General features: G+C 43.4%; 21 protein-coding genes. 7 read left to right on the forward strand and 14 right to left on the reverse strand.

The annotated features are described in order from the left end of the window. On the reverse strand, positions 1-2,587 hold a 2,587-nt coding region (locus tag PLH26_RS02460; RefSeq protein ID WP_324584395.1), incomplete at its 3' end, for an efflux RND transporter permease subunit. Positions 2,588-2,620: 33 nt separating this feature from the next. Further along, positions 2,621-3,010, reverse strand: a complete 390-nt coding sequence (locus tag PLH26_RS02465; protein WP_324584396.1) for a hypothetical protein — start codon at positions 3,008-3,010, stop codon at positions 2,621-2,623. A 273-nt stretch (positions 3,011-3,283) separates the two neighbouring features. On the opposite strand from PLH26_RS02465, the gene PLH26_RS02470 reads away from it, so the two are divergent. From PLH26_RS02470 to PLH26_RS02485, 4 genes are all read left to right on the forward strand, one after another. Next, positions 3,284-5,074, forward strand: coding sequence for a S41 family peptidase (locus tag PLH26_RS02470; protein WP_324584397.1), 1,791 nt, complete (start codon positions 3,284-3,286; stop codon positions 5,072-5,074). Between the two features lie 25 nt (positions 5,075-5,099). Beyond that, entirely contained in the window at positions 5,100-5,282 is a 183-nt protein-coding gene (locus PLH26_RS02475; protein ID WP_324584398.1) for an OsmC family protein, read from the forward strand. Between the two features lie 17 nt (positions 5,283-5,299). Further along, entirely contained in the window at positions 5,300-5,587 is a 288-nt protein-coding gene (locus tag PLH26_RS02480; RefSeq protein WP_324584399.1) for a helix-hairpin-helix domain-containing protein, read from the forward strand. 216 nt (positions 5,588-5,803) lie between these two features. Then, positions 5,804-7,081, forward strand: a complete 1,278-nt coding sequence (locus tag PLH26_RS02485; protein WP_324584400.1) for a Gfo/Idh/MocA family protein — start codon at positions 5,804-5,806, stop codon at positions 7,079-7,081. 104 nt (positions 7,082-7,185) lie between these two features. Here PLH26_RS02485 and PLH26_RS02490 read toward each other — a convergent pair whose 3' ends face one another. Continuing rightward, positions 7,186-7,632, reverse strand: a complete 447-nt coding sequence (locus PLH26_RS02490) for a cold-shock protein (RefSeq protein ID WP_324584401.1) — start codon at positions 7,630-7,632, stop codon at positions 7,186-7,188. Between the two features lie 483 nt (positions 7,633-8,115). Between PLH26_RS02490 and PLH26_RS02495 the strand changes: the two genes are divergently transcribed. Together PLH26_RS02495 and PLH26_RS02500 are read left to right on the forward strand one after the other, a co-directional pair. Continuing rightward, the gene (locus tag PLH26_RS02495; RefSeq protein WP_324584402.1) at positions 8,116-8,550 is read left to right on the forward strand and encodes a hypothetical protein; all 435 of its coding nucleotides are present in this window, start codon (positions 8,116-8,118) and stop codon (positions 8,548-8,550) included. 133 nt (positions 8,551-8,683) lie between these two features. After that, on the forward strand, positions 8,684-9,139 hold the full coding sequence (locus tag PLH26_RS02500; protein WP_324584403.1) for a hypothetical protein: 456 nt from the start codon (positions 8,684-8,686) through the stop codon (positions 9,137-9,139). Here PLH26_RS02500 and PLH26_RS02505 read toward each other — a convergent pair. The 10 genes from PLH26_RS02505 to PLH26_RS02550 all read right to left on the reverse strand — a co-directional run bounded on the left by PLH26_RS02505 (position 9,134) and on the right by PLH26_RS02550 (position 17,092). Continuing rightward, complete coding sequence (locus PLH26_RS02505; protein ID WP_324584404.1) at positions 9,134-9,421, reverse strand: hypothetical protein; 288 nt, start codon at positions 9,419-9,421, stop codon at positions 9,134-9,136. The genes PLH26_RS02500 and PLH26_RS02505 overlap by 6 nt on opposite strands. Before the next feature lie 168 nt (positions 9,422-9,589). Continuing rightward, a complete protein-coding gene (locus tag PLH26_RS02510) occupies positions 9,590-10,726 on the reverse strand; it encodes a sialidase family protein (protein WP_324584405.1) in 1,137 nt (378 codons plus the stop codon). 41 nt (positions 10,727-10,767) lie between these two features. Then, positions 10,768-11,715: a phytanoyl-CoA dioxygenase family protein gene (locus PLH26_RS02515; protein WP_324584406.1), complete on the reverse strand. Its 948-nt coding sequence runs from the start codon at positions 11,713-11,715 to the stop codon at positions 10,768-10,770. 34 nt (positions 11,716-11,749) lie between these two features. Beyond that, on the reverse strand, positions 11,750-12,259 hold the full coding sequence (gene pyrR / locus PLH26_RS02520; protein WP_324584407.1) for a bifunctional pyr operon transcriptional regulator/uracil phosphoribosyltransferase PyrR: 510 nt from the start codon (positions 12,257-12,259) through the stop codon (positions 11,750-11,752). Positions 12,260-12,287: 28 nt separating this feature from the next. Continuing rightward, positions 12,288-13,919 carry an L-glutamate gamma-semialdehyde dehydrogenase gene (pruA, locus tag PLH26_RS02525; protein WP_324584408.1) on the reverse strand — a complete coding sequence of 544 codons (1,632 nt, stop codon included), beginning with the start codon at positions 13,917-13,919 and terminating at the stop codon, positions 12,288-12,290. A gap of 270 nt (positions 13,920-14,189) precedes the next feature. After that, complete coding sequence (locus tag PLH26_RS02530; protein WP_324584409.1) at positions 14,190-15,653, reverse strand: aldehyde dehydrogenase (NADP(+)); 1,464 nt, start codon at positions 15,651-15,653, stop codon at positions 14,190-14,192. Between the two features lie 193 nt (positions 15,654-15,846). Further along, positions 15,847-16,086, reverse strand: coding sequence for a hypothetical protein (locus tag PLH26_RS02535; RefSeq protein ID WP_324584410.1), 240 nt, complete (start codon positions 16,084-16,086; stop codon positions 15,847-15,849). Beyond that, complete coding sequence (locus PLH26_RS02540; protein ID WP_324584411.1) at positions 16,080-16,235, reverse strand: hypothetical protein; 156 nt, start codon at positions 16,233-16,235, stop codon at positions 16,080-16,082. Before PLH26_RS02540 ends, PLH26_RS02535 begins: the two co-directional genes overlap by 7 nt. Next, positions 16,165-16,320: a dihydrodipicolinate synthase family protein gene (locus PLH26_RS02545; RefSeq protein WP_324584415.1), complete on the reverse strand. Its 156-nt coding sequence runs from the start codon at positions 16,318-16,320 to the stop codon at positions 16,165-16,167. Before PLH26_RS02545 ends, PLH26_RS02540 begins: the two co-directional genes overlap by 71 nt. Before the next feature lie 19 nt (positions 16,321-16,339). Next, complete coding sequence (locus PLH26_RS02550) at positions 16,340-17,092, reverse strand: TrmH family RNA methyltransferase (protein ID WP_324584412.1); 753 nt, start codon at positions 17,090-17,092, stop codon at positions 16,340-16,342. A 152-nt stretch (positions 17,093-17,244) separates the two neighbouring features. Here PLH26_RS02550 and tamL point away from each other — a divergent pair, with 152 nt between their 5' ends. After that, a complete protein-coding gene (tamL, locus tag PLH26_RS02555; RefSeq protein ID WP_324584413.1) occupies positions 17,245-19,656 on the forward strand; it encodes a translocation and assembly module lipoprotein TamL in 2,412 nt (803 codons plus the stop codon). A gap of 32 nt (positions 19,657-19,688) precedes the next feature. Here tamL and truB read toward each other — a convergent pair whose 3' ends face one another. Next, positions 19,689-20,378 (reverse strand): tRNA pseudouridine(55) synthase TruB, encoded by a 690-nt coding sequence (gene truB, locus PLH26_RS02560; RefSeq protein ID WP_324584414.1) that lies wholly within the window; start codon positions 20,376-20,378, stop codon positions 19,689-19,691. Between the last annotated feature and the right edge of the window lie 308 nt (positions 20,379-20,686).

Here is a 20,686-nt window from a genome sequence, read left to right on the forward strand (position 1 = left end):
TAATATAATAACCGGCAGGCAACTTTAACCGGCTGTCTGCTTTTTTACTGAGTTCATTTACTACCGATTCCACATCTCTTCCCCTTACATTAAAGCCTACAATGATCCGGCGCTGCGCATTTTCACGCTGGATCTGGTTGGGGCCTTCTTTTATATCAACCGATGCCACCTGGTACAACGGCACCTGTAAACCGGCAGGAGTGGGGATCAGCAGTTGCTGCACATCGGAAAGGTCTTTTCTTCCTTCATCCTCCAGCCGCACAACAAGGTCGTAGCGTCGTTCATTTTCATATATGATGCCTGCTGTTTCACCGGCAAAAGCAGTACGTATCAACTGGTTTACATCCGATATATTCAGTTGATAGTGCGCCATGGATTCGCGGTTGTAGGTAACAACCACCTGCGGAAGCCCTGTTACGGTTTCTATATAAATGTCCTTGGCCCCCGCTACGGTAGAAACGATATTGCCCATTTGATTGGCATAGGCCGAAAGGCTGTCCAGGTTCTCTCCAAAAATTTTGCACACTATATCCTGCCGCGCGCCCGATATCAGCTCGTTGAACCGCATTTGTACGGGGTACTGGAAACCATTGGTCATGCCCGGTATTTCTTCCAGCGCCCTGCTCATTTTATTGGCCAGCTCGTCAAAAGATGAAGCGGATGTCCATTCTTTTTTTGGCTTTAAGGTGATCATAATGTCCGTCATTTCGAGCGGCATCGGATCGGTAGGGATTTCACTGGCGCCGATACGGGTTACTACATTTTTTACTTCCGGGAAGCGGTTTTGTAAAATAGCTGCTGCTTTCTGCGTTTGCTTAATGGTTTCGGTTAACGAGCTGCCGGTAAGCAAACGGGCATCCACAGCAAAATCACCCTCCTCCAGCTTAGGGATAAATTCGCCACCCAGCCGGCTCATGATCAATACCGCTACTGCAAACAATACAACAGCCATTGCCACCACCACCTTAGGGAAAGCCAGCGCTTTTTTAAGTAAAGGTTTATACCATCCCTGCAATACGCTCATCATCTTATCGGCCCATGTGTCTTTATGCGAAAGCTTTTTGCTTAGGCATAACGACGACATCATAGGCACGTAGGTGAGCGAAAGCAAAAAGGCGCCAATCAGCGCAAAAGAAACGGTTTGCGCCATGGGACGGAACATTTTCCCTTCAATGCCTGTAAGTGTAAGAATGGGCAGGTATACAATAAGAATAATGATCTGCCCGAACACTGCGGCGTTCATCATCTTACCTGCCGAAGATTCCACTTCTTCGTTCAGCCGGCTTTGTGTAATGCGGTTGATGCCCGCAAAGGATTTGCTGTGCGAAAGCCGGTGCAATACCGCCTCCACGATAATGACCGCGCCGTCTACGATCAATCCAAAATCCAATGCGCCCAGGCTCATCAAATTGCCCGATACCCCAAACATATTCATCGCAATTACGGCAAACAGCATAGACAGGGGAATGACGGATGCCACAATCAAACCCGCCCTTAAATTGCCGAGGAACAATACCAGCACAAATATTACGATAAGGGCGCCTTCAAGAAGATTTGTTTTTACGGTGCCGATGGCATTGTCAACCATCTTGGTCCTGTCATAAAAAGTTTCCAGCACTATGTCTGCCGGCAGGGTTTTCCGGATCTGTTCTACTCTTGCTTTTACATTCTCTATCACTTCAGAGGCATTGGCGTCCTTCAACATCAATACCACAGCTCCTGCTACTTCACCCTGGTCTCTGTAAGTCATGGCGCCGTACCGTATAGCATGGCCTATACGAACTTCGGCCACATCTTTCAGGTAAACCGGAATGCCCGATGTGGTATGTTTAACAAATATCTTTTCAAGCTCCTCCGTTGTGCCGGCTAATCCTTCTGTACGGATAAACAATGCTGTAGGACCTTTTTCAATATAAGCCCCGCCGGAATTCTGGTTGTTTTTTTCCAGCGCTTCAAATACATCGGCAACAGTAACATTCATACTCTTCAGGTGATCGGGCTGTACCGCTATTTCATATTGCTTCAGGTAGCCACCGAAGCTGCTCACATCGGCAACACCCGGTGTGCCCAATAATTGCCGCCGTACGATCCAGTCCTGCATGGATCGCAGCTCCGCAAGGTCATATTTCCCTTCATATCCTTTTTTAGGTCGTAAAACATATTGGTATATTTCACCGATGCCTGTTGTAGCCGGCGCCAGTTCGGGATTGCCCGCCCCGGATGGAATTTGCTCCCGCACCTGGTTAAGTCTTTCGCCTACCTGCTGCCGGGCCCAGTATATATCGGTATCATCATCAAATACAACCGTTACAACCGACAAACCGAACCTTGAAATGGAACGCATTTCCTTTAACCCGGGAATATTGGCATTGGCCTGCTCCAGCGGAAAAGTGATCAGTCTTTCCACTTCAGGGGCGGCCAATGAAGGCGATACAGTGATGATCTGAACCTGGTTGCTGGTAAAATCCGGCAGGGCGTCAACCGGTAAGTTTCTCAGGTCTACAATACCCCACACCATGAGCGCCAGGGTAAATAAACCTACGATCAGCTTGTTCCTTACGGAAAAGCGAATAATAGCATTTAACATGTAAAATGATTTGGCCTGTAAATAATGGTCAGTCTATATTACGCAGGCCGGGCGCGGGGGCTGAAAGATATCGAACGATGAGAACTGGGGCTTGTTGGTTTCGTTATAACAAAAAAATACAGACGGTATTTCAACCGGTGCATCAATTTCAACTGTAACAGGCTCGTAGATGCAAACCGTGGTACTGAGCATGTGGCAATCCACGTTCCGGAAAGGCAGTTGCTGGTCCTGCTTAAAATCATCGGTAACTACAATGGGCCTGAGGTAATGGATTTGAATAAATGTACTGAAGTTCATGTTGGGGTCGGCTGCGCGGTGCTGCTGAAAATGCTGCATTAAGTAAGGAATGCGCAGCAACTGGTGACATTCTGTAAATGCCAGCAGGTGCATAGAAAGCAATATTATACCGGTAAGCCGTTTCACGGCAGCAAGTTACGAAAGCGGTTTTATATTTCAGCTATTTGCGGCTATGAGTTTCGGCAGGTTTGTATGATATTGAGCCGCGGATAACAAAACAACATGTAATTGAAATCTCTAATTTATTTTTTTGTTGCAGACTATAGTGCTACTATCAGCAACCGTTGTGTCACTCCCCTGTACGTCCGGTAATACTATTGATCAATCCTAAACGGCTTCATTTCTGATTTAACAAGTGTATGAAAATATCTTTAAATAATTAAAAAAGCATTTTAAATTGTGAGCAGCTTATCACAATCTGGAATAGCTACTAATCTTAAAATACAGATTAAGATTTTGCCAAAATATATGAAATTATTTATTTTATTTTTTTTATATTTTAGTTGTTGTTGTAATGCCTTTACCCAGGTAAGTACGAACAATCGCTTCAGTAAAAAATCTAATATTTCTTCTATTAGTCTAACCGCTTCGCATCTTGAAAACCTAACTGTCTTAGGAAAAGTTTGGGGTTATTTAAAGTATTATCACCCCGCGGTTTGCGGGGGTAAGTATGATTGGGATTATGAGCTTTTCAAAATTATGTCCAAAGTTTTGCTTAGTAAAAACAAGGCACAATGCGATAAAATAATTATTAATTGGATTGATACATTAGGGATAGTTGAAAAGGGAGACTATAATAAGACAGATACATCCCTGATTAAAATAAAACCCGATTATAGCTGGATTAAATCGCCTGATATCGGTAAAAAATTAATTTCGCAACTGGAGTTGATTAAAAATGCAAAAAGGCCGGACATAAGTTATTATGTTAGTTTTGATACCGCTATACCCAACCCTGTATTTAAAAATGAAAATGCATATTCTGAATTAAAGTATCCGGATACTGGTTATCGCTTACTCGCACTATTCAGATACTGGAATATAATTCAATATTTTTACCCTTACAGAAATCTTATTCAATGGGATAGTGTATTAAAAGAATTTATACCAAAGTTTATAAACGCTTCAGACGAGACTACATATAAATTAACTATTTTGTCTTTAACCAGCCGTATTCATGATACGCATGCTAATGTTCCCGAAGATAAAACACTGGCTAAGTACAAGGGAACTAAAAGTGCTCCATTTGAAATACGGTTTGTTGAGCATAAAGCAGTTGTAACTGATTACCTGGATGAATATCTCGGTAAAAAGGAATACCCAGGGAAAGGCCTCGAACTTCAGAAAGGAGATATCATAGAAGAAATAAACAATAAGACAATTGACTTTATCATTAAAGAAAGGTTATTGTATACTCCCGCTTCAAATTATACAACTCAACTCAGGGAAATCGGGCGTGACTTGTTGCGAACCAGAGACTCTGTGATTGTGATAAGATTCAGACGGAATAATATTGCGAGGACTGTACATGTTAAATGTTACCCATTATCGCATATCAATCTTTTTAAAAGATATCAACAAAGAGATACTTGTTTTAAGATGGTAGCCCCAGGCATTGCTTATATTAATCCATGGACAATAAAAGCCGTATATATTCCGGCAATAATGGAAATGGTTTCTGATACGAAAGGTTTAATCCTGGATTTACGAAACCCTCCAGGTGATGATATTCTGAGTATTGGAGATTATTTATTCCACACTCCAACAACATTTGTAAAAGCCTCTAAAGGTAATCAGGAATATCCCGGGTTATTTACCTTTTTCTTTAAAATGACGATTGGGAAACAGAATGCTAATATTTATAAAGGCAAGACAATAATACTTGTTAATGAAGACACTCAAAGTACATCTGAATTTCATGCAATGGCATTTCGCGCAGTACCCAACTCAAAAATTATCGGAAGTACCACGGCGGCAGCAGATGGTAATGTTTCCGATTTTTATTTGCCGGGTGGTGTGATGACTTCAATGAGCGGTTTAGGTATTTATTACCCGGATGGACGCGAAACGCAAATAACAGGAATTTTGCCAGATATTGAATGTAAACCCACTGTTAGTGGGATTATAGCAAACCGGGATGAACTAATTGATAAAAGTATTGAGATTATTAATAAAAGAAATGGGATATAATTGGCAATAAATCAAAAATTTACAATTGACTTATTATGCCATCCGCCTGTATTTTGCTTTCACTTCAAATGCAACGAGTGAACAAATCAGCAGCCTGGCCAGGTTAACGGAAAGATATTGTGTTGTTTATCAAACCCTTACCAAAGGCGTTCCTGTGCTAACATTTTACAAAAAAATTCCGGAAGGGGACAGCCATTACGATTCCTGAAAGTGAAATAATTGCAAATGCCGGACAAAACACTACGTACTTGTAAAAAAGGGCACAAATATTATAAGAGCAGCGATTGTTCTGCCTGCCCGGTTTGCGAAGCGCAACGCAAGGCCAATGACGGATTTTTATCTCTTCTCTCTGCGCCCGCGAGGCGTGCGCTGGAAAGCAAAGGCGTTACTACTCCTGAGCAGGTTTCGGCATTTTCGGAAAAGGAGCTGCTGGCACTTCACGGGTTGGGTCCCTCAACTATTCCCAAAATTAAGAACGCTTTGGCCGCAAAACGGTTAGCTTTAAAAGACTGATTTAATATAACGGTAACTGTGCATTGACGGTACTTCTATACCGAAATTTAAAAGCAGTATGTCAATCAAAAATCTTATCCTTGTTGCTGTATCTTTTTCCTGCCTTACCGTATACTGAACCAAAACAAATTGACTGCCAATCCTGCTTCCTGATCCCAATTCACCTGCCAGTGTTGTATTGGGTGAAAAACATTACTTTTATAAAAAAAGATTGCTATGCGCAGAAAGGATTTTATCAGGTCGGCGGTAATGACCGGAGCCGCATTTACAATTATCCCCAGGCATGTATTGGGTGGAAAAGGTTACGTGGCGCCCAATGACCATCTTAACCTGGGTTATATCGGTAACGGAAAGCAGGCAAGGGGGTTGTTAAAAGCAATAAACAATGTTCCGGAAACCATAGTGGCAGCCACCTGCGATGTGGATAAAAAGAAACTGGACCATTTTGTAACACTTGCAAAAGCTGCTAATGCGAAAAAGGCAAACGCTGATGTAACTGCATATGTCCATTACCGCGAGCTGCTGGAGCGTAAAGATATTGATGCTGTAATAGTGGCTACTCCAGACCACTGGCATGCACAGATAGCCATTGATGCAGCAAAAGCCGGTAAAGATATTTATTGCGAAAAACCACTGGCATTAACGATCGCTGAAGGCAGGGCGATGACAGATGCGGTGCGCAAATACAAACGGGTGCTGCAAACCGGAAGCATGCAACGCTCGCAATATAATTTCAGGCAGGCAGTTGAACTTGTGCTGAACGGCTATATAGGACAGGTGGAAGAGATCAATGTTTCGGTAGGGGAGCCTGTAAAGCAATGCGATTTACCCTCCCTGCCCGTTCCTGAATACCTTGATTGGAACATGTGGATCGGCCCGTCGCTGTACAGGGGTTATAATCCAACTTTGTCGCCTCCTATAGAAGACAATTCATGGGCCTGGTGGCGCGGCTACAGAGGCTTTGGCGGAGGATACATTACCGATTGGGGGGCCCACATGTTCGACATCGTACAATGGGCTTTAGATATGGACGATTCAGGCCCGGTAGCCTTTAACCCGCCTTCCGCCCCGGCAGCGCAATCCGGCTTGTCTTTTACTTATGTCAATGGTATTGTTGTTAATCACAAGCAATGGGGGGAAGGAAATGCGATCCAGTTCATAGGCACGGAAGGTACAATAGAGGTATCAAGGTCTTTTTTGAGATCCAACCCCGAAAATATTGTTAAGCTGCAATTAAAGCCATCCGACAAAAAAGTATACCATAGCGAAAATCATTACCAGGATTGGATCACTGCCATTAAAAAAAGAACGAAGCCGGTGGCAGATGTGGAGATCGGGCACCGTACAGCAACAGTATGCAACGCGGTAAATATTGCTTATGAACTGCAACGGCCATTGAAGTGGAATCCCAAAAAAGAGAAATTTGATGATGATTTCGCCAATCTTATGATATCGAGGGCTTATCGTGCACCATGGAATTTTACTGATTTTTAAATGAACAACAACAGGAAGCATTCCTCCCGGTGACCGGATGATAATTTTGTTGCAGCGGAGTTTGACAACCAGCTAAAAGAGGGGAAGCGCGAAACGGGCAGGTGTCAGGAAGATAGCTTAACATTAACCGCATTGGCGCCCTTAGGTCCCATTTCAACCTCGAAGGTTACTTTACTGTGCTCCTTCACCGGCTCCAGTAACGAATTCACGTGTACAAAAATACTTTCCTGCGTTTCTTTGTCTTTAATAAACCCGTAGCCTTTTGATTCGTTGAAGAAGGTAACAATCCCCTTGCGGATCAGATCTGCAGGATCAATTTCTGCCCGTTTCGGAACACCGATTTGAATATCTTCTGCATTAATATTCACTTTTTTCCGTGGATCGGGAGGTGTGGATGAAAAATTGCCGTTTTCGTCTACATAAGCAAGCATGTCGTCCAAACTCTTGCCAGATTTAGCATTTTCCTTCCGTTCCTGCTTTCTTTCGGCTTTTTCTTTTTTATTTTGTTGTTTTTTCTTTTCTCTTTCTCTTTTACTCCAGGTTTCTGCCATAAATATGATTTTTGCTTATGTTTAACTGATTGTTTTTTCAGGTGATGAAATTGCAGGAAAAGTGATGAATCTCTTCCCTTATCTCTTCAAAAATACGAAATTTCCGGCTATGTATGATCAGTTGTCCGCAAAGCGTGTCTGGGCCTGGTTTTGCGTTGCGGTTTGCCGAAGCAGGAACTGCTTTTGAAAGGAACATGGGAAACGGCATCAAAAACCTCATCAGGAAAGACAGGCATAAGCAGATTTTGAACCGGGGAATATTCATCAGCGCCCATTTCCTGAACTGTTTGTGCAATAACAATAGCTTAACCAATGGTGTTACACCTGTTGCTTCAGCGTTTCAAGCGTGTCCGGGGGCAATTGTTCAGCCGCTATTCATGCATCCGGGGCAGTGCTGCAGCTGTATAGTATAACTTTGCCTGGTATTATTGTCCTGCTTTTTGTATCGGACTGCAGTATCCTTCAAATTTTAAATGATATATAATGGAACACGAAAATTTGCAAACCCCTTTTTCCAAAGCATTCCTAACAGGCGTTTTTGTGGGTATCGTCAGCACTTTCGTTTGCTTAACCTATAACCTTATTTACCGGGCTGAAACCGGATTTATGCCTACGGATATTATCAACGTAGCTTCGATTATTTTTGGAGTGAACATCCTTTTTATTGTAATTGGGCTCATCTATTTCGGACTCACCAAAGCATCAGGAAAAGGAGAATTGATCTTTATCATATTGTTTTCTCTCCTTACCGTTTTTTTAGCCTGGCAGGCGGAAGGCGTGAGTCGTTCTGTAAATCATGAAATGACCGTGCAGTTCAGGGGTTTATTGCTGGGCGTTATCATTATTATGGGCATTGGCGCTACTTTTCTTATGCCGTTTTTATTTCACAGTAAAGGGTTTGAGAAAAGCGTGTTGTAAGGCGTTATTGAACGTTAACCGGTTTTAGAAGTCGCCTGCTTAAAAGGATGTTTTTGTTTGTAAGTGTAGGTGCACACCGGTACAGCAATGCAATACTTTATAATATTAATATGTCATTGGATAAAGTGTTGCTATGAAAAAGCATCTGCACGTCTCATTTATTATTGTTTCTATATTGACAATATTTTGTTTTGCCCAATGTAAAAAGGAAAACAATGCTTTGAATATAACGCTATATGACAAGCCCCTTGGAACTATTCAGTCTTACATTCAAGGTAAATGGAAATTGCATTACGGCAAAGGGGGTATATGCGGAAGTTGCATGCAGTATTACGATAGTTCTTTTTGGAAATTTAATCACAATAACAAAATTGAGGTATCTTATAAAGGAGCTATCATCACAGATACAACAATAAACTGGATTAAAAACATAGGTACATTTACGAATGGTGATTCTACTTTTATTATGAGCTTTTTTGATAAGCTAGGTTATCCTGCTAATTATGTTGTAGATAAAATTATAAACGACACTTTAATATTACATGAGAACACGGCAGACGCCGTTTTTTATCATTTTACAAAATTATAAAACCATACAACGCTGAACAATAACTTTAGAATACAATTTTTTACTGACGCTTACCCGTAAATGTGCAACGCCTTTTGTTGTGGTGGAAACAGCCGGCACTTCATTATTCCCGCTGAGTTTAATCACCATATTGAGCACATAAGGACCGCCACCATTGGCTTCTTTGTCGGCCATTTGCATGGCACTTGCAGCAACATCATCGTGCATTAAATTGCTTTTTGTACAGGAAAAAAGCGTTACGCTTACAAGCATAAGCATGTAGCCATACATGTTCTTTTTCATGATGTAATCTTTAATTGTTAATAAATATTATTTCAGATACCATTCATAGAAAAGGAATAATGGAGGGACGGGATATTAAATTACAATAAAATCATGCCGGATACAAGTTTCCGGTGGCCAGTTTTGAAATATGCGATGAAATACTTCTAATGGTTGCGCAGACCAATACTATTCATGGTTGCGGTAAAGATTTCGCAGGTTAATGCGACTTATGCGGGTTACCGATAAATGCGTTTTTTTAGACTGACTACCGGCGCAATAGGCCAATAGAATATACTTTTTATAAAAATGAATGGCGGTATAACAGTACCAGCCATCGGGGTCGCTCTCAATTGTTTTGATGTTCTGCCAGGTTTTTCCTTCATCCTTCGATACAGCTATATTCAGCGGCGTGCGTTTGTTTCCGGTTGCGGTATCACTGCCATCATTATTGTTCCATACCAAAACCAAATCCCCGTTTGCCGTAATCCTTGCAACAGAAGCGGGAGATAGCGGGGATTTAATATCAGAAGGTTCAATATGACTCCAGGTTTCACCCCCGTCTTTTGATCGTGACAATTGCTGCATGCCACCACTGGCCCGGATGAACATCATTACAGACCCGTCTTTAAGCTCAATTACACCGGGTTCCTGCGTAATGATCGCAGTGCTGTCGGGCACCGGTTTACTGTGTTTCCAGTTCATACCATTGTCATCCGAATAATAACTATACAATATGGCTTTGTTTTGCCATTGGCTCCCGGGCGCTGCATGTAAAGCTACCGGCATCAGCAGCCTCCCGCTTTGCAGTTGGATTACACGGTTATTGTTTAAAACGAAATACCCTTTTTTATCTGTAATGCATTCAACAGCATCACTCCATGTTTGGGCTTCATCCGTTGAAATGCGCATCAGGGGAATACAATCCTGTTCCGAGTTTTTACGCAGGTAGAACAAAGCGATATTCCCGTTTTGCAGTCGCAGCAGGGAAACCGACATTACATTCATGCCTCCTTCATTCTCAATAACGAGCGTATCTTCCGGCGTCCAGGTTTTTCCCCCATCATCAGACGATCTTCCTGCAAGGTAAGCCGGGGCATGATCGCTGGTAGACACGCCGGTATAGTGTGTATAGATAAAAAAAATACGCCCGTCTTTTAAGGTAATGAAATCTCCTTCACTGTTGCGGGGATTATTATTGCCGGGATCAAGTTGCAGCGCCACCTGCTTTTCAACATCCGGTTTGCCGGTAACGGATCTCTGCGCAACCGGCTTGCAGCCTGCTACAAGCATAACAGAAAACAGAAAATAAAATATACCTGGCAATTTGTGCATTTGTGGTTCGGTATTCATATTTCGTGTATGCCTTAGCGATATTGTTTGATCAGCGCCGGTCTTTGGGTTATTTCGTGATAACAGATCACATTTTCTTTAAAATAATGGAATACCATGCTCTTCCGGGTTTTCTCTTTATCAAGATGAGGATCGCCGCCATGAAAGAGATTGGCATGCCATATGATGAGGTCGCCTTTTTTTGCAAAAAACTTTACTTTTTCCAGCTTTTGGGCTTTGATCCTTTCAGCTATCATGTGCTCATAATCGGCATAGGATTTATTTCCCAGGAACAATGCATTTCCTTCATTACCATAATCGCTGTTCAGATAATACGGTAACTTATGACTGCCGGGATAATAATGCAAAGGCCCGTTTTCATCCGTGATATCCTCCAGTGCGATCCATACACCCAACAAACCTCCCAATGGAAAAGTAGTCATATGGATACTGTCGGAATGCGTTGCCTGTTCGCTGCCTTTTAAAAAATTAATGCTTTGAAAAAGTATCGCTTTACCTCCAAGTAAAGCGGAGAGCACTTCTTTGAGATCCTCATTGTTGCCGGTATTCCATATCAGGCCGGAAGCATGAATGGCGAACATGATCTTATTGCGTTCATTCAACTTCAGCTTTCGCTGTTCCAGCAATCTGCCGATTTCCGCATTAACGGCATCTGCCTGTTGAACAGAAAGATAACGATCAATGATGGCAAAACCTTTATCGTCAAAGGAAAGAAGGCTTTCCCTGGCACGGTCGCTTATGTTCCTGAAAAGTGCGCATGCAGCAAGCTTTTGTCTATCGGTTGTAATGCTTTCGGATATACCTTCCGGCAGGCCGGTAAAATCTTTGCTCGACAGGGAAGAATAATATTTTTTCTTTAACCCTAATTTTTTAAGCAGGGGTATATTATGCGCCAGTTGGCGCTTATGAAAAAAGTTGTATACAGCATATACCGGTTTCGTACGTTTGATGAGTTCTATCATATTCAGCAGTCAATGAAATGGTTGGCGGCCTCTATCAGTATAATACCACTTCCTCCTTATCCCACTCTACCTTTACTTTTTGCGAAATAATGGAGTCTATGGCTTTGCCGCAATAATCGGGTTGTATGGGCAGCTCCCGGCTGAAGCGACGGTCAATCAATACACACAGCTCTACTTTATCGGGACGGCCAAAGGCAAGCAACGCATCCAGCGCAGCACGAATGGTTCTGCCTTTATGGAGCACATCATCAATCAGCACTACTTTTTTGTCTTCAATTGAAAATGGAATATCTGTTTTATTGGCTTCGTGCAGTTCGCTGCGCACATCATCGCGGTAAAAAGTAATATCCAGTTTGCCGTAATGCATGGAAACCGAAGGAACCAGGTGACGGATATGAGCTGCTATCCGGTCGCTCAAAAAAACTCCCCGGGGCTGAATGCCTATCAATACGGTATTGTCCAGGTCGCTATGGCGTTCAATGATCTCATACGCCAGGCGCTGTATGGTGAGGTTTAACTGGTAAGGATCAAGAATGGTTTTCAATGCTGAATATTTTAACAGCGAATGTAACTTATTTTTCACCTAAAAAAGAGTAAGCATAATCTACGGGTGGATTAAAGGTTTCTTTAATGGTTCTGGCGCTCAGCCAGCGATACAGGTTCAGCATACTGCCGGCTTTATCGTTGGTGCCGCTTGCTCTTGCGCCGCCAAAAGGCTGCTGCCCCACCACTGCACCCGTAGGCTTATCATTAATATAAAAATTACCTGCCGCATTACGCAGTTTGGCTGTAGCCAGCTCAATAGCGGAACGGTCTTTCGCAATTACAGAACCCGTTAATGCATAACGGGAGGTTTCATCTACCAGTTGCAGCGTTTCCTCAAACTTACCCGCACTGTATACATATATGGTCAATACGGGCCCAAAGATTTCTTCGCACATGGTAATATATTTGGGATCCTTTGCTTCTATTACCGTAGGCTGAATAAAATAACCCTTGCTCTTATCGCATTTGCCACCCACGAGTATCTCCGCTTTTTTGTCTTTTTTTACATTATCAATGTATGATTTGACCTTATCGAAAGCTTTTTCATCTATAACCGCATTAATGAAATTGGAAAAATCTTCTACAGTTCCCATCTTAAAGCTTTTCACGCCTGATACCAGCTTCTTTTTTACTTCTTCGGCAATGTTGGTGGGAATATAAGCTCTTGAAGCGGCCGAGCATTTTTGCCCCTGGAATTCGAATGCGCCACGCAGCAAAGCGGTGGCTACAACATCAGCATCAGCGCTTTTATGCGCGATAACAAAATCCTTACCTCCTGTTTCGCCCACAATACGGGGATAACTTTTATAAGAAGCGATGTTTTCACCTATGCTTTTCCATATGGAATTAAATACGCCTGTAGATCCCGTAAAATGAATGCCGGCGAAATCGCGGTGCGCAAAACAAACCTTACCCAGAGCTGGCCCGTCTGCATAGATCAAATTGATCACACCATCGGGTAAGCCTGCTTCCCTTAAAATGCGCATGAACATTTGGGCGGCAAACACCTGTGTGTTGGCCGGTTTCCATACTACCACGTTACCGCACATAGCGGCCGAAGTGGGCAGGTTGCCGCCAATGGCTGTAAAATTAAAAGGAGTAACTGCAAGCACAAAACCCTCCAGCGGGCGCCATTCCATGCGGTTATGGATACCTGCTGAACTAACAGGTTGCTGCTTGTATATTTCGCACAGGTAATGTACATTGAACCGTAAAAAATCAATGAGCTCGCATGCTGAATCAATTTCTGCCTGGTAAACATTTTTACTTTGGCCCAACATGGTAGTGCCGTTCATATATGAACGGTATTTTGTGGCTATAAGATCGGCAGCCTTCAGGAAGATATTCGCCCTGTTCTCCCAGCTCAGATCCGCCCATGCAGCTTTAGCCGCCAGTGCGGTGTCTATAGCCTGCTGTACATGCTTTTCGTTGCCCTCATGAAAATAGCCTAATACATGACCGGTCTCGTGCGGCGGATGAATGGCAACCTTCTTTCCTGTTCTCACTTCCCTGCTGCCGATATACATGGGAATGTCAGCCGTTTCTTTTTTGAGTTCCGACAATGTTTTTTTTAAGATGGCTTTTTCATCGCTGCCTGCTGCATAATTCAGTACAGGTTCGTTAACCGGCAAAGGATAGTTGAAATAACCCAGGCTCATGACGGTAAGATTGAAGTAATGAATAGATTAAAACGCAAAGATAAGACAGAACGGGGAGAGGGGAAGTAGTGAATAGTCAATAGTCAATAGTGAGTAGACAGGTCGCGAACTTACCACTTACTACTTATCACTTACCACTTCATATCACCTGGAAGCCATAAGCGTAAGGATCATCTTCGGGATCAATTGTAATGGTATTGTAACCGTAAATCCTTGCCCGGCCTTCAATACAGAAAAACGTTTTTTTCATCTTTTGGCTGTGCAACCCGTTTATATTGCCGCATTTGTCCATTCATTGTTCACCATTCTCCATATATTCAGGGGATTGGGGTTCTTCAGCGCATCGGGCAGCATGTTGTCGTTAAATCCCTGGAAACATACCGGCCGAACCCAGCGTTTGATCGCAGTAGTTCCAACCGAAGTGAACCTTGCGTCCGTGGTAGCGGGGTAGGGGCCGCCATGAATCATGCTGGCACATACTTCAACGCCTGTAGGCACATCATTTAAAATAATTCTTCCCGCAAGGGTAGTTTGTAAATCAATAATATCGCGGTTGGCGGCAATGTCGGCATCGGTGGCCATAACGGTAGTGGTCAACTGCCCTTTCAGTTGTTTCAATACCGCCGTTAACTCTTCTTTGCTGCTACAACAAACTGCTAAGGAGTAAGGGCCAAAAACCTCTTCCCGGAAATGCGGATTTTGTAAAAAAATATTTCCCTTTACTTTAGCTATTGTAGGAAAGGCCTCTCCTTCACCAGCCTCCTGTTCGGATTCTCCTATCTTTTCAATGCCTTTTTGAGATAATGCCCTGGTCAATGCTTTATGATAAGATGCATGGATGCCGCTATGCAGCATTTTTTGGGGGATGATCTGTTTGATCTCTGCACCGAGCAGCGACAGAAAATTATCCAAAGCTTCACTTTGCACAGCAAGCAGCAATCCGGGATTGGTACAAAATTGTCCCATGCCAAGCGTAACGGATGCAGCATAGCTTTTAGACAGGGCAACTGCGTTTTGCTTCAGTGTATCAGGTAGGAAAACGACGGGGTTGATGCTGCTCATCTCTGCAAAAACAGGAACAGGTGTTTCGCGCCGGTTGGCATATTCCCATAAGGCTTTGCCTCCGCTAAACGAGCCTGTAAAGCCTACACCGCTTGTGTAAGGATGTATCACAAGCGCTTTCCCCACCGTGCTGCCCGACCCCAATACATGTTGTACCGTATAAGGATGCACACCTGTTTTTACAATCGCTTTTTGTATGGCTTCAAAAACCAGTTGTGAAGTTCCGGCATGAGCCGAATGGCCTTTAATGACCACCGGAGATCCCGAAGCCAGGGCACTGGCGGTATCGCCCCCCGCGGTGGAAAAGGCAAAAGGAAAATTGCTTGCACCAAAAACCACCACCGGACCTACGGGCAACAACATTTTACGGGTATCGGGTTTGGGAGGTGTTCTGGTTTTATCTGCAGTATCAATGGCGGCTTCCACCCAGCTTCCTTCTTCAATCAGGCGCGCAAACAATTTCAACTGGTTCGTAGTGCGGCTGAGTTCCCCGTTCAGGCGGGGGAGCGGAAGGTTTGATTCTTCATGAGCCACCGGTATCAGCGTTGCCTTCGCCGCTTCAATTTCTGCCGCTATTTCATTTAAAAAGCCGGCGCGTTGTGCCGGGGTCAGGATCTTATAACTGTTAAACGCATCCTGCGCGTTTTGCATTACCCTGTCAATATCGTTCATTCCTTATTTTTTTGATCCGCCAAGATACGGGATTTTAGTGAGTGGGTGTGGTGAAGAGTGAAGAGCAGTGAATAGTGAATGGTGAGTTGTGAATAGTGAGTTGTGAATAGTGAGTTGTGAATGGTGAGAATAGTGAGTTGTGAATAGTGAGTGATTGTTGTCTAACTTCTCTCATCTCTCACTTTGCCTTCCCTCATGCTCCACCGATAACCGGGCGGGAGGCTAAGGCAGTGCAGATCACCTTCAGCACCTGTTCTCTTTCTTCACCAACCAGCGCCAGGCGGGGCGCTCTTACATACTCGCTGCAGATACCGGTTTGCGCTTCTGCCAGTTTAATGTATTGCACCAGCTTAGGATGAATATCCAGTTCGAGCAGGGGCACGAACCACCTGTATAGCAACAATGCTTCTTCATATCTCCCTTCTTTTACCATGCGGTACAGTTCAACGGTTTCTGCAGGAAAGCGCATACCAACCCTGCAACCAGTCCATCGGCTCCCAGTGCCAGCTTTTCAAGCGTAAGCGCCCCATGCTTTGGCCAATGCCGCCTGCCGTATTGCTTCACGTGTTGAGCCTTCGGCAATATTTAAAATTAGGGGTATGCGGTCCCGGATCTTTTCAATTGCAAATTTTACCAGCTTTTCTTTTTCATAAAAAATACACTTTATAAGTTACCTGGCTGATAGCTCATCCCTGTTTTACAAGATGTGATAGCAGTATACCGGTGGCCACAGCCGCATTGAGCGATTCTGCCTTTCCTTTTCGTGGAATGGTTAGCTGTTCTTTGCAGAAGCGCAATAATTCCGGCTGGATACCTTTCGACTCATTGCCCATGAGCAGTGCGCCATTCTGTACAGGGGAACACTCATATACTGGTTTTCCGTGCAATGTTGCCGCATATATGGCAATGCCGGTATTTTGCTTACACCAGTCAGTAAGCTCTGTATATACAACATCTACCCTCAGTAAACTGCCCATTGTTGACTGAACAACTTTGGGATTGTACAGATCTGCACACGATTTACTGCACAGGATGCTGCTAATGCCAAACCAGTCGGCTATGCGAACGATAGTGCCAAAATTGCCGGGGTCCTGGATGCTGTCGAGCATTAAAAAAATGCCGGGGGGAGCCGGAACTTCATGCCTTTCTTCCCTTTTTTTTACAATGGCGAGGACCTGGTTGGGCGTGCTGCGGGAAGATATTTTTTTCAGGTCGCCCTCTTCTATGAGAAAAACGCCTGAAGAGTCAACCCGCTTTATCAGTGCTTCATTATCGTTCAACCAGCTTTTAACAGCATAGAGTGAAAGTATGGCATCCGGCGCATGCAAAAGGAATTCTTCCGTAATTTTGGGTCCTTCAACCACAAAGCAGCCTTCTTCATCCCTTAATTTTTTATGGTATAAACTTTGGATATATTTGACCCTTGATTTGCTGAGCATCCTTATTTTTATTTATGCCTGATTCGCCAACGAAATGCCAAATTAATTTTTTTTTTCACAAAAGGAATGTATACAGACGTTCCCTGTCTGCCGGCCAGGCAGGCATCCGGCAGATTATCAGCGCTGAAAGCGGCAAATTAAAAAATATACGGATGAAAATGCATTCTTCTTCCTTCAATCATCTTTGTTTCATTATAATCATTTTAGGACTGGCATCATCATGCACCGTAGTTAAAAAATACCAGCCTTATAAGCCCTTCGTTTTTGAGAATGAAATTCATATTAACGGGAAAATGAGCTCTGGAGAGAAGAACGTGCTGGAAAATAAACTGGAGACCCAGATCGAGGACAGCGTAAAACCCGTTTTTAAAAGCGTTTTATTTGTCCGCCATGTTTTAAGCCGCCCCGCAGTTTTCGATAGCAGCTATGTAAAAAGATCGGTTCAGAATATGAACAACCTGCTGCACAATAACGGCTATTACCGGAGCAATATAGAGGCAGAATGGAGCAAGGTGGATACCGTTATCCGGAATGAAAAACCTGATCAATACCGCCTGAAAGTAGTTTATAATGTCAATGCCGGAAGCCTTTTTCGCATAGACTCCATAAGTTATCACTTCATCGACACCACTTTGCAAAGGCTGGTTGATGAGAATAAGGATAAATCGCTGTTAAAAAAATCAGAACCCTTCAGCAATCAGAAAATTGATGAAGAACTGAATCGTCTTATCGAATTATTCCGCAACAACGGCTTTTACCGGATTAACCGTGAGATGCTGAAGGCACAATTGGATACAGTGAATGTATCTTTAATAGATGCCTCTGCAGATCCTTTTGAGCAGATACAGCTACAGGTAGAAGCCCGTAAGAAATATGAAAGCCCTACAATGGATATTGCCATCCTGGAAATTCCTTTAAAAGACAGCTCCATTACTCAATTGTATAATGTGGGAAGGGTTGTGATTTTGCCCGATGAGCCTGCAGAACTGATGACAGGCATCCGGCGGGGGCTTAATCATACCGAATACGGAGATTACAGTATTTACAGCCGTTACAATCTTTTTAAGCCGTCTTTTTTGGTAAAGAGAATTGCGCTGAAACCCGGTGAACTTTTCCGTGCGGCAGATTTCAACAAAACGCTCCTCAACTTCAACCGTATTGAAGCCTGGCAGAATGTTACGATCAATGCCCGTCCGCGGGATTCCATTGAGCCGGCAGTAGATTTTTTTATACGCATGGTACCGGCAAAAAAATATTTTTTCAGCGCCGACTTTGAAGGTTCTAGTATACTGTCGGCACAAAATCAACTGTATAATGCCGGCAATAAAGGACTCGCCTTCAATTTTCAGCTAAAGAACAGGAATGTTGCCCGGCAGGCATTACAACTGGAAAATGTATTGAGAACAGGGATTGAATTTACTGACTTCAGCAAGATACTTTCTACAGAGATGGGGTTGAGCAACAGGCTTATTTTTCCGCGGTTGCTTACGCCATTTAAAATAAAAAACCAGGAAGACTTTTTAAGTGCCAGAACATATGTGAACCTGGACGGATCGTATATAGACCGGTACAGATATTATAAGATCAATACATTGAATGCATACCTGGGGTACGAATTTCAGAAAAAAGCAAACATCAACTGGCAGATCAGGTTCCCTAATATTGAGTTTACCCGCATTTATAATATTGATCTGGGTTTTGAACAGTTGATAAGGGATTATCCGCTCCTCTCGTATTCTTATAATAACGGACTTATTATGGGTATTAACGGAACGTATACCCGAAGATTTAATACCTCAAATCCACGGATATTCAATTACCTGAGGTTATATGGTGAAGAATCGGGATTGCTTATAGGTGCCTTATTTAAAAAACAAACGCAAAATGACAAGCCGCTTGGCCAGTTATACCGCTTTATAAAGCTAAGCGCAGATTTCAGACATTATGTTACACATGCCAAATCCATGTGGGCCTACAGGGTGTTTGCAGGTTACGGGCTTGGATTTAAAACCGAGAACAGGCAGGGAGATATTTCGCTTCCGTTCTTCAGGCAGTTTTTTGCTGGCGGTCCCAACAGTATGCGCGGGTGGCAACTGCGTAAATTAGGGCCGGGATCCAGTATTTTTTACGATACGCTCAGGGTTCGTACCATTACAACCGACCCGCCGGGAGTTGTGGAAAAAAGATTTGACGACAGGTATGCCGATATTCAGTTGGAAGGAAATATTGAATACAGGTTTGATATTTTTCCGGTATATGGTTACTGGTTGCGCGGGGCTTTGTTTACAGATATCGGCAATGTTTGGGTAAGAAGATCTTCAAGCCCCGAATTTAAATATGCTGTATTTGATCTGAGCAGGTTATATAAAGATATTGCTGTAGCGGGGGGAGCGGGATTGAGGTTTGATTTTAAATTCTTTTTGTTGCGGTTCGACCTGGGCTGGCGGTTAAAAGACCCCTTATACGCATCGGATGAATACATAAAGCCACAGAACGATGGGTGGTTCATTACTTCCAACATGAGAAGACCCGCCTTCCAGTTCGGTATAGGATATCCATTTTAAAGCTTACCACTTACCACCTGCAACTTGGCATCTCACCGCTTCATCTCTTCTGTCATCTCCCGGAAATCTTCCATGCTCATGGCATCCTCCAATGTAAATTCTCCTATTCTTGTACGGCACAGGCTGCTGAGATAAGCACCGCATCCTAAGGCATTCCCATAATCATGCGCCAGGCTGCGTATATACGTTCCCGTAGAACATACCACCTTAAAATATACTTCGGGCAATTCTATACGGGTAATTACAAATTCTTTTATGAACAGGGTTCTTGGTTCCAGTTTTACAGCTATGCCTTTGCGTGCCATTTCATATAAAGGCTTGCCGCCTTGTTTAATGGCTGAGTGTGCCGGAGGAAGCTGCTGAATTTGCCCGGTGAATTGTTTTGTGGCTTCATGCAACTGGTTTTCTGTTATATGATCGTAGTCTTTAAAATTTTCCGGTTGGCTTTCAAGATCATAGGTTGGCGTTGATGCTCCCAGGGTAAAGCTACCGGTGTATTCCTTTTCCCTGGACATGTATTCATTTATTTTTTTGGTGAACTTTCCGGTGCATACGATCAGCAATCCCGTAGCCAAAGGATCAAGGGTACCGGCATGGCCCACTTTTTTTATTTTTATGGTGGAACGTATTTTACGCACAACATCAAAAGAGGTCCAGTGCAATGGCTTACTGATCAGCAGTACTTTTCCTTCGGCAAACGGATTATTTTGTTCAGGTTGCATGTGGTTTGAAAGTTTGGACAAAGATAGGGGCGGCAGACCAACTGCAAAACGGTCGGTACGCGTTAGCGTCAGATCGTTTTGCCTGTACTAAGTTCTACAGAGCAGCCATCTGAATTGTTTTAATTGAGTTTGCGGTGCTGACCCTCCTGCGTCGGGTGCCGACCGCAAAACGGTCAGTTAATTGTGCAGTTTGCAATGCTGACCGCAAAACGGTCGGTACGCACCAGCGTCAGATCGTTTTGCCTGTACTAAATTCTACAGAACAGCTATTTGAATTTAGTTAATTGAGTTTGCGGTGCTGACCCTCC

Source organism: Agriterribacter sp. (genome assembly GCF_035444585.1).
GTDB lineage: Bacteria > Bacteroidota > Bacteroidia > Chitinophagales > Chitinophagaceae > Agriterribacter.